This window comes from Chryseobacterium sp. JV558 (assembly GCF_033712365.1).
Lineage (GTDB): Bacteria > Bacteroidota > Bacteroidia > Flavobacteriales > Weeksellaceae > Chryseobacterium.
Window position 1 is genome coordinate 359,218 of the sequence record NZ_WJHU01000004.1, and the last position, 15,709, is coordinate 374,926.

The 15,709-nt window shown below is 36.4% G+C and carries 16 protein-coding genes; 5 read left to right on the forward strand and 11 right to left on the reverse strand.

The annotated features are described in order from the left end of the window. Positions 1 to 2: 2 nt before the first annotated feature. From GFU89_RS16130 to GFU89_RS16150, 5 genes are read right to left on the reverse strand one after another with little or no spacing between them, the layout of a single operon-like run. Positions 3 to 776 (reverse strand): heme ABC transporter ATP-binding protein, encoded by a 774-nt coding sequence (locus tag GFU89_RS16130; RefSeq protein WP_318848107.1) that lies wholly within the window; start codon positions 774 to 776, stop codon positions 3 to 5. Beyond that, the gene (locus GFU89_RS16135; RefSeq protein ID WP_318848108.1) at positions 776 to 1,816 is read right to left on the reverse strand and encodes an iron ABC transporter permease; all 1,041 of its coding nucleotides are present in this window, start codon (positions 1,814 to 1,816) and stop codon (positions 776 to 778) included. Before GFU89_RS16135 ends, GFU89_RS16130 begins: the two co-directional genes overlap by 1 nt. Next, positions 1,800 to 2,678 (reverse strand): heme/hemin ABC transporter substrate-binding protein, encoded by an 879-nt coding sequence (locus tag GFU89_RS16140; RefSeq protein WP_318848109.1) that lies wholly within the window; start codon positions 2,676 to 2,678, stop codon positions 1,800 to 1,802. Before GFU89_RS16140 ends, GFU89_RS16135 begins: the two co-directional genes overlap by 17 nt. A gap of 22 nt (positions 2,679 to 2,700) precedes the next feature. Then, positions 2,701 to 3,816, reverse strand: a complete 1,116-nt coding sequence (locus GFU89_RS16145; protein WP_318848110.1) for an HmuY family protein — start codon at positions 3,814 to 3,816, stop codon at positions 2,701 to 2,703. A gap of 16 nt (positions 3,817 to 3,832) precedes the next feature. Further along, positions 3,833 to 5,938, reverse strand: coding sequence for a TonB-dependent receptor (locus tag GFU89_RS16150; protein ID WP_318848111.1), 2,106 nt, complete (start codon positions 5,936 to 5,938; stop codon positions 3,833 to 3,835). A gap of 95 nt (positions 5,939 to 6,033) precedes the next feature. Here GFU89_RS16150 and GFU89_RS16155 point away from each other — a divergent pair, with 95 nt between their 5' ends. Beyond that, on the forward strand, positions 6,034 to 6,840 hold the full coding sequence (locus tag GFU89_RS16155) for a T9SS-dependent choice-of-anchor J family protein (protein WP_318848112.1): 807 nt from the start codon (positions 6,034 to 6,036) through the stop codon (positions 6,838 to 6,840). A gap of 195 nt (positions 6,841 to 7,035) precedes the next feature. Further along, the gene (locus tag GFU89_RS16160; protein WP_318848113.1) at positions 7,036 to 8,328 is read left to right on the forward strand and encodes a T9SS type A sorting domain-containing protein; all 1,293 of its coding nucleotides are present in this window, start codon (positions 7,036 to 7,038) and stop codon (positions 8,326 to 8,328) included. Positions 8,329 to 8,460: 132 nt separating this feature from the next. Here GFU89_RS16160 and GFU89_RS16165 read toward each other — a convergent pair whose 3' ends face one another. From GFU89_RS16165 to GFU89_RS16180, 4 genes are all read right to left on the reverse strand, one after another. Then, complete coding sequence (locus GFU89_RS16165; protein ID WP_184552443.1) at positions 8,461 to 8,751, reverse strand: putative quinol monooxygenase; 291 nt, start codon at positions 8,749 to 8,751, stop codon at positions 8,461 to 8,463. 88 nt (positions 8,752 to 8,839) lie between these two features. Further along, positions 8,840 to 9,727, reverse strand: a complete 888-nt coding sequence (locus tag GFU89_RS16170; RefSeq protein WP_318848114.1) for a sulfite exporter TauE/SafE family protein — start codon at positions 9,725 to 9,727, stop codon at positions 8,840 to 8,842. A 1-nt stretch (position 9,728) separates the two neighbouring features. After that, positions 9,729 to 9,920, reverse strand: coding sequence for a hypothetical protein (locus GFU89_RS16175; protein ID WP_318848115.1), 192 nt, complete (start codon positions 9,918 to 9,920; stop codon positions 9,729 to 9,731). Between the two features lie 88 nt (positions 9,921 to 10,008). Continuing rightward, the gene (locus GFU89_RS16180; protein ID WP_077415878.1) at positions 10,009 to 10,416 is read right to left on the reverse strand and encodes an RrF2 family transcriptional regulator; all 408 of its coding nucleotides are present in this window, start codon (positions 10,414 to 10,416) and stop codon (positions 10,009 to 10,011) included. A 174-nt stretch (positions 10,417 to 10,590) separates the two neighbouring features. On the opposite strand from GFU89_RS16180, the gene GFU89_RS16185 reads away from it, so the two are divergent. The 3 genes from GFU89_RS16185 to GFU89_RS16195 all read left to right on the forward strand — a co-directional run bounded on the left by GFU89_RS16185 (position 10,591) and on the right by GFU89_RS16195 (position 13,244). After that, positions 10,591 to 11,019: a DUF4268 domain-containing protein gene (locus tag GFU89_RS16185; RefSeq protein ID WP_318848116.1), complete on the forward strand. Its 429-nt coding sequence runs from the start codon at positions 10,591 to 10,593 to the stop codon at positions 11,017 to 11,019. Positions 11,020 to 11,139: 120 nt separating this feature from the next. Beyond that, entirely contained in the window at positions 11,140 to 11,769 is a 630-nt protein-coding gene (locus GFU89_RS16190; protein WP_318848117.1) for a hypothetical protein, read from the forward strand. A gap of 242 nt (positions 11,770 to 12,011) precedes the next feature. After that, positions 12,012 to 13,244: a serine hydrolase domain-containing protein gene (locus GFU89_RS16195; protein ID WP_318848118.1), complete on the forward strand. Its 1,233-nt coding sequence runs from the start codon at positions 12,012 to 12,014 to the stop codon at positions 13,242 to 13,244. A gap of 49 nt (positions 13,245 to 13,293) precedes the next feature. Here GFU89_RS16195 and gldG read toward each other — a convergent pair whose 3' ends face one another. Both gldG and GFU89_RS16205 read right to left on the reverse strand, forming a co-directional pair. Next, a complete protein-coding gene (gene gldG, locus GFU89_RS16200) occupies positions 13,294 to 14,964 on the reverse strand; it encodes a gliding motility-associated ABC transporter substrate-binding protein GldG (RefSeq protein ID WP_318848119.1) in 1,671 nt (556 codons plus the stop codon). 4 nt (positions 14,965 to 14,968) lie between these two features. Next, a complete protein-coding gene (locus tag GFU89_RS16205) occupies positions 14,969 to 15,697 on the reverse strand; it encodes an ABC transporter permease (RefSeq protein ID WP_318848120.1) in 729 nt (242 codons plus the stop codon). Positions 15,698 to 15,709 lie beyond the last annotated feature (12 nt).

The window sequence follows — 15,709 nt, forward strand, 5'->3', positions numbered from 1 at the left end:
GGTTATCCAAAAATGATCATTGGGTTATTGGTAATAGGGTGTCCGCAGATGGTACAGGGGAAATTATAGGCTGTGCTGATATTTTCTGCTGTAAAAACTTCCTGTGGAGTTCCAAAAGCGGAAACCTTTCCTGATTTCATCAATAAAATCTTATCTGCAAATTGTGCTGCAAGGTTCAGGTCATGCAAAACAACAATGGCACTGTTGGCTTTTTTCGTAAAGTTTTTGATAATTTCCAACGCCTTATACTGATGTTTTATATCCAAATTGTTCAAAGGTTCATCCAGAAAAACCAGTTTATGGGTAATTTCGTTCTGTAATTGAGCCATTACTCTTGACAGATGTACCCGTTGTTTTTCTCCGCCGGACAGGGTATTGTAGTCTCTGTCTTTCAGATGAAAAATATCGGTTTCATACATCATATTATTCATGGCTTCCAAATCTTCTTTACCGGGCTGAGCATCAAAATAAGGATATCTGCCCATCATGACTACGTCTTTTACTTCAAGTGGAATATCATTACTGTTGTGCTGCGAAAATTTTGCTTTATGTCTGGAAAGCTCTTTCACGTTCCACTCCTGAATAAGTTTATCTTTAAATAATACTTTTTGTTTTCCGGATTTCACTTCATCTGCCAAAACACTCAGAAGGCTTGATTTTCCTGCTCCGTTCGGACCTACAATGGCTAAAAATTCACCATATTCCAGAGAGACATCTATTCCATCCAGAATACGGAATTCTTTATGTTTATAATTAATCTGGTGTGCCTTGATCATTACAGTGATTTTTTAAATTTAACCAAAATAGCAATAAAGATAGGTCCTCCCATCAGTGCAGTCAGAATTCCGATCGGAAGTTCAGACGGTGCTACAATACTTCTGCTGAATGTATCTGCCGTCAGCAGCAAAATACTTCCACACATGGCTGATAAAGGCAGAATAAAGGTATTATTGGATTTGAATAAAAGTCTTAAAATATAAGGTACAATAAGACCTACAAAACCAATTGTCCCTGAAAATGCTACACAGGTTCCCACCATTAATGCAACAGTGATGATGATCTGTTTTTTCAGTTTTTCTACATTAATTCCCAAGTGCTGAGCATCTTTTTCTCCCAACATCATGGCATTCAAAGCTTTTCCTTTTGGTAATAAAATCATGTAAGCTATCGTCATTACAATGGCCAGAATAATATTCTTTGTCCATGTAGCGGCTGCCAGACTTCCCAGATTCCAAAAGGTTAGATCTCTAAGCTGTTCATCTTTTGAAATATAGATCAGGAACCCGGTAATTGAAAAACCTATTGCCGTTATTGCAACTCCGGTAAGCAGCATCATCACTACATTTGTTTTCCCTCCGCTTGTTGAAATCCTGTATACCAGCATCATAGATAAGAATGATCCTACAAAAGCAGCGATTCCTACCAATGAAAATTGTACAACCTCAGGAAGATATTCTTTGAAATGTCCTCCTAAAACAATCGCAATGGCCGCCAACAGGGTTGCTCCGGATGTAAGGCCAATCAAATCACCTGTTGCCAACGGATTTTTAAAAAGTCCCTGAAGGCTTGTTCCTGAGACGGAAAGCATTCCTCCTACTAAAATTGCCATAACAATTCTGGCTGCTCTTACGTCCCAAATCACATATTTATCACTTAAGGACAAAGACGGATCTCCTTTTATAAATTGCCACAGTGCTCTGAACGGAGAATTCTCTCCGAAATCATAAACTCCTGTATTAAGTGACAGTACTGCTATAATGACTAGCAGTACTGTACTTATAATAAGATAAAAGTATAGTTTACTTTGTGTTTTCAATTAAAAGTTTGTTTAATCCTACTGCTGCTTCTCCTACTCTTGGTCCAAAACCTGACACTAAACCTCCGTCCATTGCGATGATCTTCTTATTCTTTCCTGCATTGGTTTGGGAAACACCCGGCATTTTAAGAGCGCCTTCATTTCCTCCTGCTCCCTGTAAGCCTGTTTCAAAGAAGAACAGTACATCAGGATTAGCTTTTACAACGGCTTCAGGAGTCAATGGCTTGAAGTCTTCAAAATCAGTTACAGCATTTTCTCCGCCTGCAAGAGTGATTAATGCAGCCATTGGTGTATTTTTACCACTCACCATCAGCATATTTCCTCTGGCGTAGATGAACAATACTTTTGGTTTTTTAGCAATGGGCTGTACTTGTTTAAGATCAGCATCAATCTTGTCATTTAATTTCTGGTAATCTGTATTTCCGATAGCTTTTGCTACAGATTCGATTAGTTTTTTAGTTCCATCTACTGTATATTCCTGCTTGAATACTTCCGTTTTAATTCCGGAAGATTTGATTTTCCCCATTAATTCCGGGTTAATATCTTTATCGGAGGCTAAAATTAACGTCGGAGAAACTGCCATAATTGGCTCAATGGTCATTGATCTCATGTGACCTAAATCTTTAGACGTAGCTTTTAAAGATGCAGGATAAGTACTTGTAACATCTGTTCCTACGATTTCTTTTTCGTGGCCCAGAGCAGCTACAATTTCAGTAATTCCTCCGCTTAATGTTACTATTTTATTGCTGGTTTTTGGTGCTTCAGAAGTGGCTTCTGTTGTATTTTCTTTTGCTGATGCTTCTGCCTTTTTGCAAGAATACACTGCTACAAGTACAGAAGCTGCAAGGATGAATTTTTTCATGATATACTATTATTTGATTATTTTATAAAGGTTCAAATTCAAAATTGGTGTACCCACGGTTTCCGTTTTCGTCTTTCATTTTGTTAAATCTCAGTTTAAAGTAGAAACCTTCAGCATCTTTCAACACAAAGAAACGGTCTGAGTAGACAAAAGGAACCGGATTCGCTGCCGTCCCCGTTGTTGTTCTCCACTTATCACCAATGGCTCTATGATCATTAAAAACAAATTTAGCCGGCTCAACGTCTTTCAGTTTGAATGCTGTATAAGCCTGGTCCAGACTTCCTGTAACACTTACCTGGTAAGCACCTACTCCATTCAAGGTATTGGTCGTGACAAAATCTGCATAGAAGTAGCTTCCCGCACTGGTTGTAGGTCCCATGAATACCTCATTGGTAAACGTTGTAAATGCTAAATCCCAGCTTTTTTTCTTAGGCTGAATTTTTACTGGTGTACCTGTTTTCAGGTTAAAGAACGAAAAGTTGTATTCAGTATCTTTTGTAATGATATATTCTTTGATGGCTGTTCCTGTTGCATTCACATCGGCATATCGGATCTTGTATCCATTCTGAGCTCTCAGGATCTGAATTTTTTTCCATCCTCTCGGATCACCTGACAATGAAACGGAACCTGCCCCGATATTAGCTGCAGAAGGTATTTCTCTTCCCAGATTGATCAGATAAACAGGATTATCAGTATCATTTTCTTTGATGGCATCAATTCCCGAAGTCTGAGTTAGAAAATTACCATTAGGATTGTCGATATATTTCATATTGGCAGCATCAAATGTTCCCACCTGAGCAATTTCTTTCAAACTTTCAACATCAGCATCTTTTACTTTACTGATATCTGTAGCATCAGGGACTTTAATAACCGTCATAGCAAGGGATCCGTTCATAATCACACGATATTCATCTCCTGTATAAAAACCAAGATCCCAATCTGTTCTGCTGTTGACAGCCGGATTGGTGTAATCACTCAGATCAATCCAAACCTGATTAGGTTCTGTAGGACCACCAACTTTAACATTGACTTCTGATCCAGTCATGGGAGGAACCGAAACCGGATCTTCATCTGCAGAGAGGCAAGACTGTGTAGCCACCATGATGGAAAGAATAGAAAATATTTTTAAATATTTCATAACAGTAACTTATTATTTAAAATTGAAACATTAATCTGGCAAAATAGCTTCTGCCATAGTATAAATTAACAGAACCACTCGCTGCTGTGTGGGCAGAACCGGCAACTGCAGTAGAGTTTAATCTCGTTACATCAAATATATTTTTCACCCCTGCAGAAATTTCAAAATGCTTATTCCAGAAAGGCTGGCTTACGATAAAATCCATCGTATGAAAGCTGTCTACTTTTCCAAGGCGGAAACCACTTGCTCCATCAGACACATAAATTCTGTCCGGACCTGTAAATTTGTAGTAAAGGGCAAAATTAGTATCGGTATTTTTCAGTTTGTAAGTTGCGGAAGTTCCTGCCTGTACCAAATACTGGAAGTCTGTAGGAGAAGAGGATGTTAAGTCATTCATTAATACCGATGTACCATTTACAGACCCTCTTAAAGACAGGGCAAACTGATCTTTTCTAAAATCTATATTGGCTGAGAATAATAGATTTCTATAGGTATTAAGGTTCATGTATTTGTAGGTAGAAGGTTGTTTTACCACTACCATTTCAATTCTGTCACGTACATCCAGATATAAAGCATCTACCCCGTAAGCGATTTTCCAGCCATTATCCACTGAAAAGTTCTGATTCCAGAAAAGCCCTGCAGAGAATCCTTTTTCAGGATTTAAATCAGGATTTCCCTGTACATCATGGTTAAGGTTTACAAAATATGTGTACAGTTCATCATATTTAGGGAAACGGTTTGCAGATCCTACGATCGCTCTAAGGTTTGAATTCTCAGAAGTTTTATATCTTGCTGATAAGGAATAGTTGTATTGATTATTAAAGTTCTCACTAAGGGAAAGTCTTACTCCCGGTCTCAATGAAAATTTGTCTGAAACATTCCATTCTGCAGAAAGGAAATTGGAATAGGTAAATATTTTTCTTTTTACCGCTTCTCCGAAGAAATCTCCGGCAATCAGTGCCGCATATCCATTGGTATAGTCTAATTCATATCCTAACTGGAAATCAAAAACTTTACTGTCCAGGAAATTACTGAACATCCCTCTTGAGTAAATGACATCGGTCTTATAATAAGATTTTTCATCCTGACGGCTCTTTATCTCTCTGTTTGGAATGTCGTAATTGTAGTCGTAATATTTTCTGTCCTGATTCTGATAGGAGAAATCTCCCATGTATCGGATATGTCCCAGATTGGTTTGAATGTTAAACTGGTGCACCCAGCGGTCTGTATTGTACTTTCTGTCTCTACTCTCATAAGAAACTCCACCTACTCCGTCATTAAGCGGATTTCTGCTTACTTCCGGATTGTAAAAGTTAAAATTTTCATTCAGGTAGGACAGTTTGTAGAAGAATGTTGTTTTGTTTTTGGTATATCTTAGCAATGCAGAGGTATCATACTGGTCTTTCGGATTCCATTCATAGCCTCTCTGATTGTCCTGTCCGAAATATTTGTAACCTTTGCTGTCTCCTTCATATCCCATAAACTGGTTATGGTTGAAATTGATGCTGGCAAACCATTCATTGTTGATGTTATAATCTATATTCAGGTTCTGAATATGTCTTCCGTTTCCCCTTTTCTTAAGATCGTAATTATCTCTTACCGTTTCTTCCTGTACCGAACCTCTTACACTTACTTTTTTTGTACTGGTTTTCTTTGTAATAATGTTAATTACCCCGGCAACAGCTCCATTTCCATATTCAACACCCATACTTCCTTTTACAATTTCAATTCTTTCGATATTGCTTAAGGTAATTTTGGTAAGGTCAATATTACTTCCCAATCCTGTATCTCCTACTACCGGAATATTGTCTATAAGGATTTTTACATAATCACCATTAAGTCCCATAATATTGGCAGTGGAATTTCCTGAACGGGTATCCGGAGTGATCTGTATGTTAAGACTTTGATTTAAAACCTCAGCAACATTCGTTGCTGCCATATTTTTAATCTGTTCTGCATCAATAACATCAACCTTATATATCGATTTGTTAATGGACTGCTGCATATACTGTCCTGTAATAACAACTTCTTCAATTTTCTTTTGATTAAGAGAATCCTTTTCTTGTGCATTCATCCATAAGGCTACAGATAATGATAGAACGGAAAGCACTTTCTTCTTCATAAGGGTACAAATTTTCGACAAATATAAAACTTTATTTAGACTCATTAAAAATAAATATATATTTTTGTGGAATAATTCTAAATAAAAATAATCTCATGAAATTAAAATTACTTTTAGGAACTCTGATGTTTACAGCCTTAACAGCAAATGCTCAGGTATCTAACATCAATGAAAATTTCAATAATTTCACTGCCGGGAATACTACCTTCCCTCAGTTTGGATGGTCTGCCATTGTTGCACCAATAACGGGAGAGTTTCCTCCTGTACCTCCGAGAATGATTGTAGCAGGTGATTCTAACAGGTTCGTTCAATCTTATGCAGGAAATAATGCAACAGGCTCTTCATATCTGATTACACCACAAATTGAAGCTCCAACCGGAAATAAGACATTAACTTTTGATACAACTTTAGTATCTCCATCTCCTGGTCCGGGAAGTATCCAGATTGGGGTAGCATCCAATCCTGCGGATATGTCAACATTTGTTCCTGTCGGAAGCCCTGTCAATGTATCGGTTATTGGTACTGTTCAGAATATCAGCGTAAATATTCCGGCATCTACAGGCTCATATATTGTATTCAAATTCACACCTACAGCCACACACGTTGCGATTCAGGTTGATAATGTAGTGTATAATACGACAGCATCTCTAGGAGTAAATGATAACAATAAAGTGACGGAAAATTTAAGATTTGCATTAAACTCCAATCAGACAGCGTTGGAATTCGTGTCCAAAAAAGATCTTAAAAACATCCAGATCTACTCTGCTGCAGGCCAGAAGGTAACAGAAGGAAAACCAACCGGACAAAATTTTGATATCAGTACTCTTCAGACAGGAGTTTATTATATGAATATTGAAACTTCTGAAGGAAAAATGATCCAGTCAAAGTTTATTAAAAAATAAGGTTTATTAGACTATTATTTACCTTTTTAAAGCCGGCGGGATCATTCCTTCCGGCTTTTCTTTGCTCTTATTTTATGTAAACAAAAGTATAATTAATATAAAAACACGATAAAAATCATGTTTTTATTTAGAATCATTAAAAATAATTATATACTTTTGTTGAATCATTCTAAATAAGGATTTAAAAAATAAGTTATGAAAACAAAACTATTATTGGCTTCAGTATTGGCAATGTCTGTTCAGCAGACTGTTTTGGCACAAACTGATGCATTGGGATACTCACAGGTAAATATGACAATGGGAAGCGGATATCAAAACAGAGTTTTTGTAAATCTTGCAGATGGTAATATGGTTTCTCAGCCTGCCAATACCTGGGATGTTGCTTTTTATAGAAATTCAAACTATGCATTTGGATCAAGAATAAATGATGCGAAGGATATTGAAGTATTCACTGCTTCAACCAATTTAGCAGACTGGGATAATATTAGTATCAGCAATGAAGCGTCATGGGGAGACCCTCTTTATAACCCGGACCAGACAACTGACTGGAGTCAGGGAGCGTTCGAACAAGGACCTGTGACTTCTCCAAACCCTAATATTCCTTCAACAGGATGGGGAGTTTACAACCCAATCAATCACCATATCCAGGGGAAAGCAATATTTGTTTTAAAATATCCTTCTGGAGCATACATCAAATTTGCTATTGAAGATGCATTCGCAGGATATACTTTTAAATATTCAAAATGGAACGGCACTTCATGGGGCGCTACAGAAACAAGAACAGTCGCTAACGGAACAGATGATTCTTATTTCAATTATTTCTCATTTGATACCGGAGCAAAGGTTCCTAGTCTGGAGCCGTCCAGAACTGCATGGGATTTTGTATTTACAAAATATTACACATTCTATATGGGCATGCAGATGTACCCTCTTTCCGGAGCCATCCAAAGTCCTAACGTAAAAGTGGCAATGGTACAGCCGGAAACTCAGGCTACAGCAGCTTATACAATTCCTGCCAATGCGAGCTTATCATCAGCTATCACTACTGTAGGACACTCATGGAAAGGTATTGGGACAGTAAAAAGTGATGTCGTATACTATGTCAAAAAAGGAAACGATTATTACAGAATGTACTTCACGACTAATGGTGGAGCGACTACAGGAAATATGTATTTCAAATACAAAAAAATTACTGAAACATTAGGTATTACTGAAGTTGGGAAAAAGGCATCTTTTGGTATCTATCCTAACCCGGCAACGGCTGATAAAAAAGTAACGGTTCTTTTTGATGTTAAAGAAAAAGCAAGCAACAAAGGTAATGTAGAAGTTTATGATCTTACCGGTAAAAAGGTATATTCTGCTGAACTTAGCAATCAGGCAGGATTCTACAAGCAGGATCTGAACCTTTCTACACTTACATCAGGAAATTACCTTGTAAAAATTACTTACGGTGGCCATTCGGAGACGAAAAAGCTTATCGTGAAATAAATCTTTTATTTTAATACTTTCTATTTTTTCTAATAAAAAGGCGGTTTCAAACTCTTGAAACCGCCTTTTATTCTTTAAGGAAATCTAAAAATCTTTAAATTCTTAAATCATTAAGTCTTTAAATCTTCAATATTAATATATCTTAAATCCTTTATAAACTTCTGCAGAGCTCTCCATGATTTTGGAAGCATCTTTACGGAAATCCAAAAGGTGGTCCTGACCATTATGTCTGTTGTGATGCTCTACGCTTTCCCAAAGCTCGATCAGGAAGAAAGTTCCTTTATTATCTTTATCTTCAACAAGGTCATACTGCAGACAGCCTTCTTCTTTTCTTGTTTCTTTCACAAGGTTCTGAAACAGCTCTACCGCATCCATCAGATAATTTTCATTAAACTTAAAAAGTGCAATGATATGTAAATTCATGTTCTATTATTTAATGATGTAAAAGTAAAATATTTTCAAAACCGAATATCTTTTTAAGCCCTTTATTTTTCAATATAAAGCGTTATTTTTAATTAAAAACTGATTTATAAATAGTTATAGAACTCATTACAATCACCAATGTTCCGATAATCACAAACATTTTCTTCACAGGAAGCTTTGCCGTAAGCATAGCTGAAAAAGGAGCCGTAATAATTCCGCCGATCAAAAGCCCAAGAATAATATTCCAGTGTTGGATTCCCAGGGTAAAGAAAAAGGTAATGGCAGCCGTTAGGGTAAGGATAAATTTGGCTACAGTAGAACTTCCTACCGCAAATCTTGGGGTAAAAGCATTTTTAATCAAAGTTCCGGTTACCAGAGGACCCCATCCTCCTCCGGCAAAAGAGTCTATAAAACCTCCTATCACTCCCAGTCTGGTAAGATTAGTTTTTCTTTTCAATGCCTTACTTTGTTTTTCTTTAAAAGCATTCGATAAAATCTGGATTCCGAGGTATAAAGTATAAAAAGCGATCAGTGTTTTGGTGATCTTCGCATAATATTCTCCAAGGTAAGTAAGGCTTACCGCACCAATAACAGCCCCGATAACTGCCGGCACTGCAAGTCTCTTCACTAAACTCTTGCTGACATTTTTCAGTCTGATATGGCTAAGACTTCCCGCTGCTGTTGTAAAACTTTCTGCTGAATGGATACTTGCACTTACAATATGCGGTGGAATATTCAAAAGCAAAAGTGTAGTAGTACAGATCACTCCATATCCCATCCCCATTGATCCTGCCACAATTTCGGCAAAAACCCCTACCAGAAGCATCCAGTAAAAAATATAATTATCTTTTGCCAGGATGGTCTGCAGTTCTTCCAGATATCCCAGCTCATACATTGAAAAAACAGCAATAGATATAATGACTGCTGTCACAAAAAGGATATTAAGTCTTACCTGAATTTTTCTTGAAATCACCATATTAAAAAATCGTTTTAGTCTGTACTTCTTGATTATCTGTCACATCGAAAATAAAGACATTTAACGATCGTATGTTTTCTGCACTTCTGTACAAGGAAATATTTTCAGATATACGATATGCAGCATCAGAATGCACTGCAGTCATGGAGAGTGTAAGCTTTTGTAATTGGTTTTCCTCTTCTTTTGAAATCATAGTTTATTCATTTGAAGTACTGCAAATATCTGATAAAATATTTATCCTACAAAAAAAGTAGACTATTAATTCAAAAAAAAGGATCAGGTCAGTCGACCAGATCCATTAAAGTTTTTTTCTCAAGAATATTCAGTGAAGCATCCCGAACCTCGATCAGTACATCGTGAAGTCCACAGTGATCTTCATTGCAGTCATCACATTTCTGATAGAAATTCAGACTTACACAAGGAAGCATAGCAATAGGACCGTTTACGAGACGAATGATCTTGGCCAGTTTCACGTTTTCAGGTTTTTCCTTCAAAAAATATCCTCCACCCTTTCCTTTTTTACTGTCAAGAATTTCAGCTTTTTTTAGTTCAAGCAGGATATTTTCCAAAAACTTTAAAGGAATCTTTTTGTGTTCCGCAATTTCAGAAATAAGAATCGGACCTTCATTTCTTTTTTCTACAAGATATGAAAGTGCCTTAAACGCATATTGAGATTTTTTTGAAAGCATTACAGCAAAAATAAGAAAATTGTTTAACATTTGAAAAAGAGCAGATGATGAACAGGTAAATCTGCAAATTTGAATTCTGCGTTTACGTATTTTCGCTTATACGGTTTATCCGTAATTTTACGGTTTCAGTACCACATTTTTGCCTTTCTCCTATTAAATCATTATGTTTGCCGTATGTTCAGTAAACAAGAGGCACAGCAGTTAAAAAAGGAATTTTGGACAGCTTTTGGAAGATCATTTCCCAGAAAATGGATTCTTTATGATACCAAAATCAAGGATATGGCATTTAAATTTTCTGCCGACAATAAAAAAGCAGAAGTTTCTCTGGATATCGAAATGAAGGACGAAATTTTCCGAAACGCCTACTACGAAAAGATCTGGTCATTGGAAGATATTTTAAAAGATTTCACCGGAGATTTTCACAAAGAAGAACATTTCACCCTTGATAACGGAAAGGTTATCAGCAGAATATGGATAGAAAAACATGGTGTTTCCATTTTCAATAAAAATACTTGGCAAGAAATTTTTGAATTTTTTGTGGACAAAATGGACGGTTTCGAAAGGTTTTACTATGAATATGAGGATTTTATAAAGGATATATAAAATCCTTACGAAATAAATACTATTTTACACTTCAGGCTCAGATAAAAAAAGAAAACTTATCTTTGCGATACCACTTAAACTAATAGATGAAACTAAATAACGTGATTAAAAATGAGAAAAGTGTACAAAAACATTTTTGGAGAGATCATCTCTAAAAGTAAAGCTGTGAAGCTAAACGAATATCATCTGTATTATTATGAGGAAGGTTCCGATTTCCTGAAAGAAATTGAATTCATCAACGAAGACAGTGTTTACAGCATCAATTATTTTTTAAGTGACGAAGAGGACGAGGCGAATGTAGTAGAATATCTTAAGGAAAAATCTGACTTTTTTGATATTGAAAGAAAAGAAACTGCCGACGGTTTTATTATTTCTACCAATAAATTGTATTCCTTATCCGTAGATGACCTGCCTCTAATTTCTAAAACCGTTTTCAAAACGGACGACCCCGAAAACTTTATCTGTTCTCAGGTCATCGATAACGAAACCCATGAACCACAGCTCGAAAGAACCATAAAATGCTGGTACACCCAAGATGAAAGCGGTGAAAAATATGCAGCTATAGAATGCAGCTATCAGGAAGACGGTAAACTTGAACTGGCTGTAGACAAGACTCCTGATCCCGACCATGAAGAGAACTGGGTGCATTATGATTATGATACCTTTCAGGATCTTCAGGCACAGATGTCTACTGATATCAGCTATTACAGAACTGCTGCTTTACTTCCAAAAGAAGCCTATCAGCAATAATTTACACTCTTTTAACACCAATCTCAAACATTATCGAATATAGATGTGAACTCAACTTTTTATAACTGAAACCGGAATTTAGCGATCTTACAAATTATTTTGGAGATTACTAGCTGTATTTTACAAATCGAATCTCAGAGAAATAAAATAAAGACTGTTTCAGAATTGGGCAGTCTTTCTATTTTTAAATCATTCCATTTGTAACAAAACTGCTTTACCAAGTGTCTTATTATTAAAAACATATGGGAAGGATTTTATTATTAGTGGTAATTTCATGGATGTTGATATCATGTCATTCAGTAAATGAAGTTCGTCAGGCTCATCATGATGTCAGAGATTCTTTGGATGCGGCTGTCAACAAAATATACCAGCAAGGCTTATTCAACGGGTTTGCGGTTTCTATTGTAAGTGAAGAGTCGACTTTATATCAAAAGGGATTTGGTTTTTCAGATGTAAAAGAAAAGAAATTGTATACTGAAAATACAATACAGAATATTGCATCTGTTTCCAAAACATTTGTTGGAATTGCTCTTCTTAAAGCTCAGGAACTCGGAAAACTGAATCTGGATGATCCTGTTCAAAAATATGTACCCTTTAAAATAGCCAATCCTAATTTTCCTCAAACACCAATCACCATCCGTCAGCTTGGAACTCATACTTCTTCGATTCTGGACAATGATTTTTATTTATCTAAAAATTATTTTCTGAAATCTGATCAGGATCTGAATGGTGTAAAGCTCAATTTTGATGACGAGCAGATATTCAATCCTGCAGATTCGATGATTTCAATGTCTTTATTTTTAGAAAATGTGCTGGCAGAAAACGGAAAATGGAATAAAAACAGTTTCTCCACTCATAAACCGGGATCAATTTATGAATATTCAAATGTAGGAACTGCTCTGGCAGCCTTTATTATTGAAAAAGCTACCGGACAAACTTTCAATAGCTTCACAAAAGAGTATATCCTGAAACCTTTACAGATGAAAGATTCAGGCTGGTCATTTGAAGAAGTAAAGTTTTCACAATTCTCCAGACTGTATGAAAACCCTGACGCTCCTCTTCCCTATTATCAATCTGCAACGTATCCTGATGGAGGATTTATTACGAATATCAACGACCTGAGCAAGTATTTAACCGAACTTATCAAAGGCTATAATGGAAAAGGAACAATTCTGACTCAGAAAAGCTATAAAGAATATTTTATGCCACAGCTTACCGCGTCAAATTTCGCGGAAAGAAATGACAAAAATCCTTACAGTGAATCTTATAACGCAGGCATATTTATGGGTTTTGGTTATACGGGATATATTGGCCATACCGGAGGTGATCCGGGAGTAATGTCTATGCTGTTTTTTGATCCTAAAAATAATCTGGGAAGGATTATGATCTTCAATACCAATTTCTCGGATAAGAAGGGGAATGATGCTTTTTATGGGATCTGGAATGTACTGGAGAAGTATCAATTGAAACTGTAAACCAGATATAAAAAGGTCCGGAAGATACTTTCTTCCGGACCTTTTTATTTTATCCAAATTTCTTTTTCCTCAGCCAGAAGAATAATCCTCCGATAAGGCCGATAATCGCCAATGGAAGCAGTAAGTTAAGCCACTGCCATGTGGATTTCTCTTCGGTAATTCTTTGTCTGTCGAGAAGTCTTTCCTCAATGTTTCTGTTTCTCAGTTCCATCAGGTTGCTGTCATCCAACAGATAATCCAAGGCATTTCTAAGGAACTGCTCGTTTCCAAATTGCTCATTTGTCAACAGATCTACGCCTAATGGAAGCGGTTTTCCTTTGATCACTTTATTTCTTCCTACATCTCCGTCTGCAATAACGATCATTTTATTTTCCGGGCTGGATGTTTTGAATCCAGGGTAAGATTTTCTTTCAATTCTGGATGCATAGGCAGAATTAAATTTTCCTTCTAATGCTACAGCGAAGATCTTAGGTGTACTTGGTTTTTCCATTTGTCCAAGACTGTCTACACTTGCAATTTCTTTCAGATCTACATAATTCGGAACCTGTTTCAGTAATGTTCTTTCACTGGATTCGAAAAGAACTTTTGTTTTGATATTCTTTCTACCTCCTAAAGTATCAATAGAAGTCGGGAATTCAAATTTTACAGGATTGATATTTTTTGTGACCGGGTTATTATTTTCAGCAATCCCAAGCGGATAATACGGCCATGGCAGGCTTGTGTATTGTGGATTTCCACTCACTTCTCCAGTAACCAGTCTTAACAGGGCAAACTTTTTAACGTCTTTTACCAAAGCCGGATTAATTCTCAATCCATAATTGAAAAAGAAGTCTGTCATATTAATATCAACAGGGAAAGGCATTACTTTTTTAGATCTTGTTAAAGTATCCATCTCAGCATTTACTGCATCAATCATCCAAAGTGTTTTCCCTCCGTTCATGATATACTGGTCAAGAATTACTTTCTCATTATCTGTAAAAGCTTTTCTTGGTTTTGCAATCACCAAAGCACTCATTTGCTTCAATAAAGGAATATCTTCCAATGAAAGTTCGGTCTGATTTTTAGGGATAATAGGTCCTGCATCATAATTTTCCATAGCCAGCTGTACAAACCCCTGAAATTCATCCGGATTCAATTCATCATGATTGACCAGAATTCCGATTTTCTTTTTCTTAGCGGCTGCAATGTTCTTGATATTGGAAACAAGGTTGTATTCAAGACCTTCAATAGATCTCGTCAACTGCTGATCGGCATCAATTCCTGCCTGTTGTACCACTAATGGTATAGAAACACCATCATTTCCATGCTTGATCACAGCGTATGGAAAAAGTGTGATCTGTGAGATCTTTCCATCTTTTACATCCGGAAGAATAGATGGCTGCATGCCCATTGCCATCAGGGTATCCTGAGACATTTTCGTTTTAATCGGATCAATAAATTTAAAATCGATCTTTGGATTAATTTTTCTGAATTCTTCCAGCATGAATTTCGTTTCGCTCTGAAGCTGTTTGAAACTTGCAGGAAAATCTCCTTCCAAATATACTTCAACATTCAGAGGCGTTTTAACGGACTCCAATACTTTGATGGTATTATCAGAAAGTGTATATCTTTTTTCTTTTGTTAAGTCTAGTCTGATTCCCGAATACGTCAGGATAATAACCAAAGGAACGATCGCAAATAAGAAGATTCCCAGTGGAGATTTAGCATTGAACTTCTTCATAATTCTACTTCTTTTTGTTTATAAAATGATTAGACAATACTAATGAAGCTCCGATGACAAGAACAAAATAAGCGATATCTTTAAAATCAATAAGCCCTCTTGTAAAGCCTAAGAAATGCTGATAGAAACCTATATTCTGAAGGATAAAATCTGCTCCTCCCAAAAGTTTATAACTTGCCAGCTGTTCGATTCCGAAATACATAATAAAACACATGAAAACGCCCAACAAATAAGCCATAATCTGGTTCTGTGATAATGAAGAAGCCAGAATTCCCACTGCAGCAAATGCCGCAATTAAAATAATCAATCCAAGATAACTCCCAAAGGTCATTCCAAGGTCAATATTTCCTTCAGGAACTCCCAGCACATAAACTGTATACAGATAAATGAGTGAAGGAATAAGACATAAAATCCCAACAATCCATACGGAAAGGAATTTTCCGGTTACGAGCTCAGAAACCTTTAACGGCTGTGAAAAAAGCCAGTTTAATGTTCCCGTTTGCTGTTCTTCGGCAAAAGTTTTCATAGAAAGGGCCGGAATGATAAACATCAGCAGCCATGGAACCAATACGAAATAACTCTGAAGCGAGGCCATTCCGATCTCAAAAATATTAGAATCGTTGTCGAAAAAGAACAGGAAAAGAGTTGCGATCAAACTGAAAGCAGCAATGATCACCCATGCACTCCAGTTTCCAAAGTAACTCCAAAGTTCTTTCTTTAAAATTGCAATCATAGTTTTTTTGTA

What these genes read in the sequence shown, in the direction of transcription:
- GFU89_RS16150 (WP_318848111.1), bottom strand. Translation starts at nt 5,938, where the DNA reads ATGAAGAAGAAAGTGCTTTCCGTTCTATCATTATCTGTAGCCTTATGG.
- GFU89_RS16185 (WP_318848116.1), top strand. Translation starts at nt 10,591, where the DNA reads ATGTTCAGTAAACAAGAGGCACAGCAGTTAAAAAAGGAATTTTGGACA.
- GFU89_RS16130 (WP_318848107.1), bottom strand. Translation starts at nt 776, where the DNA reads ATGATCAAGGCACACCAGATTAATTATAAACATAAAGAATTCCGTATT.
- GFU89_RS16140 (WP_318848109.1), bottom strand. Translation starts at nt 2,678, where the DNA reads ATGAAAAAATTCATCCTTGCAGCTTCTGTACTTGTAGCAGTGTATTCT.
- gldG (WP_318848119.1), bottom strand. Translation starts at nt 14,964, where the DNA reads ATGAAGAAGTTCAATGCTAAATCTCCACTGGGAATCTTCTTATTTGCG.
- GFU89_RS16205 (WP_318848120.1), bottom strand. Translation starts at nt 15,697, where the DNA reads ATGATTGCAATTTTAAAGAAAGAACTTTGGAGTTACTTTGGAAACTGG.
- GFU89_RS16170 (WP_318848114.1), bottom strand. Translation starts at nt 9,727, where the DNA reads ATGGTGATTTCAAGAAAAATTCAGGTAAGACTTAATATCCTTTTTGTG.
- GFU89_RS16165 (WP_184552443.1), bottom strand. Translation starts at nt 8,751, where the DNA reads ATGAATTTACATATCATTGCACTTTTTAAGTTTAATGAAAATTATCTG.
- GFU89_RS16195 (WP_318848118.1), top strand. Translation starts at nt 12,012, where the DNA reads ATGGGAAGGATTTTATTATTAGTGGTAATTTCATGGATGTTGATATCA.
- GFU89_RS16145 (WP_318848110.1), bottom strand. Translation starts at nt 3,816, where the DNA reads ATGAAATATTTAAAAATATTTTCTATTCTTTCCATCATGGTGGCTACA.
- GFU89_RS16180 (WP_077415878.1), bottom strand. Translation starts at nt 10,416, where the DNA reads ATGCTTTCAAAAAAATCTCAATATGCGTTTAAGGCACTTTCATATCTT.
- GFU89_RS16155 (WP_318848112.1), top strand. Translation starts at nt 6,034, where the DNA reads ATGAAATTAAAATTACTTTTAGGAACTCTGATGTTTACAGCCTTAACA.
- GFU89_RS16175 (WP_318848115.1), bottom strand. Translation starts at nt 9,920, where the DNA reads ATGATTTCAAAAGAAGAGGAAAACCAATTACAAAAGCTTACACTCTCC.
- GFU89_RS16160 (WP_318848113.1), top strand. Translation starts at nt 7,036, where the DNA reads ATGAAAACAAAACTATTATTGGCTTCAGTATTGGCAATGTCTGTTCAG.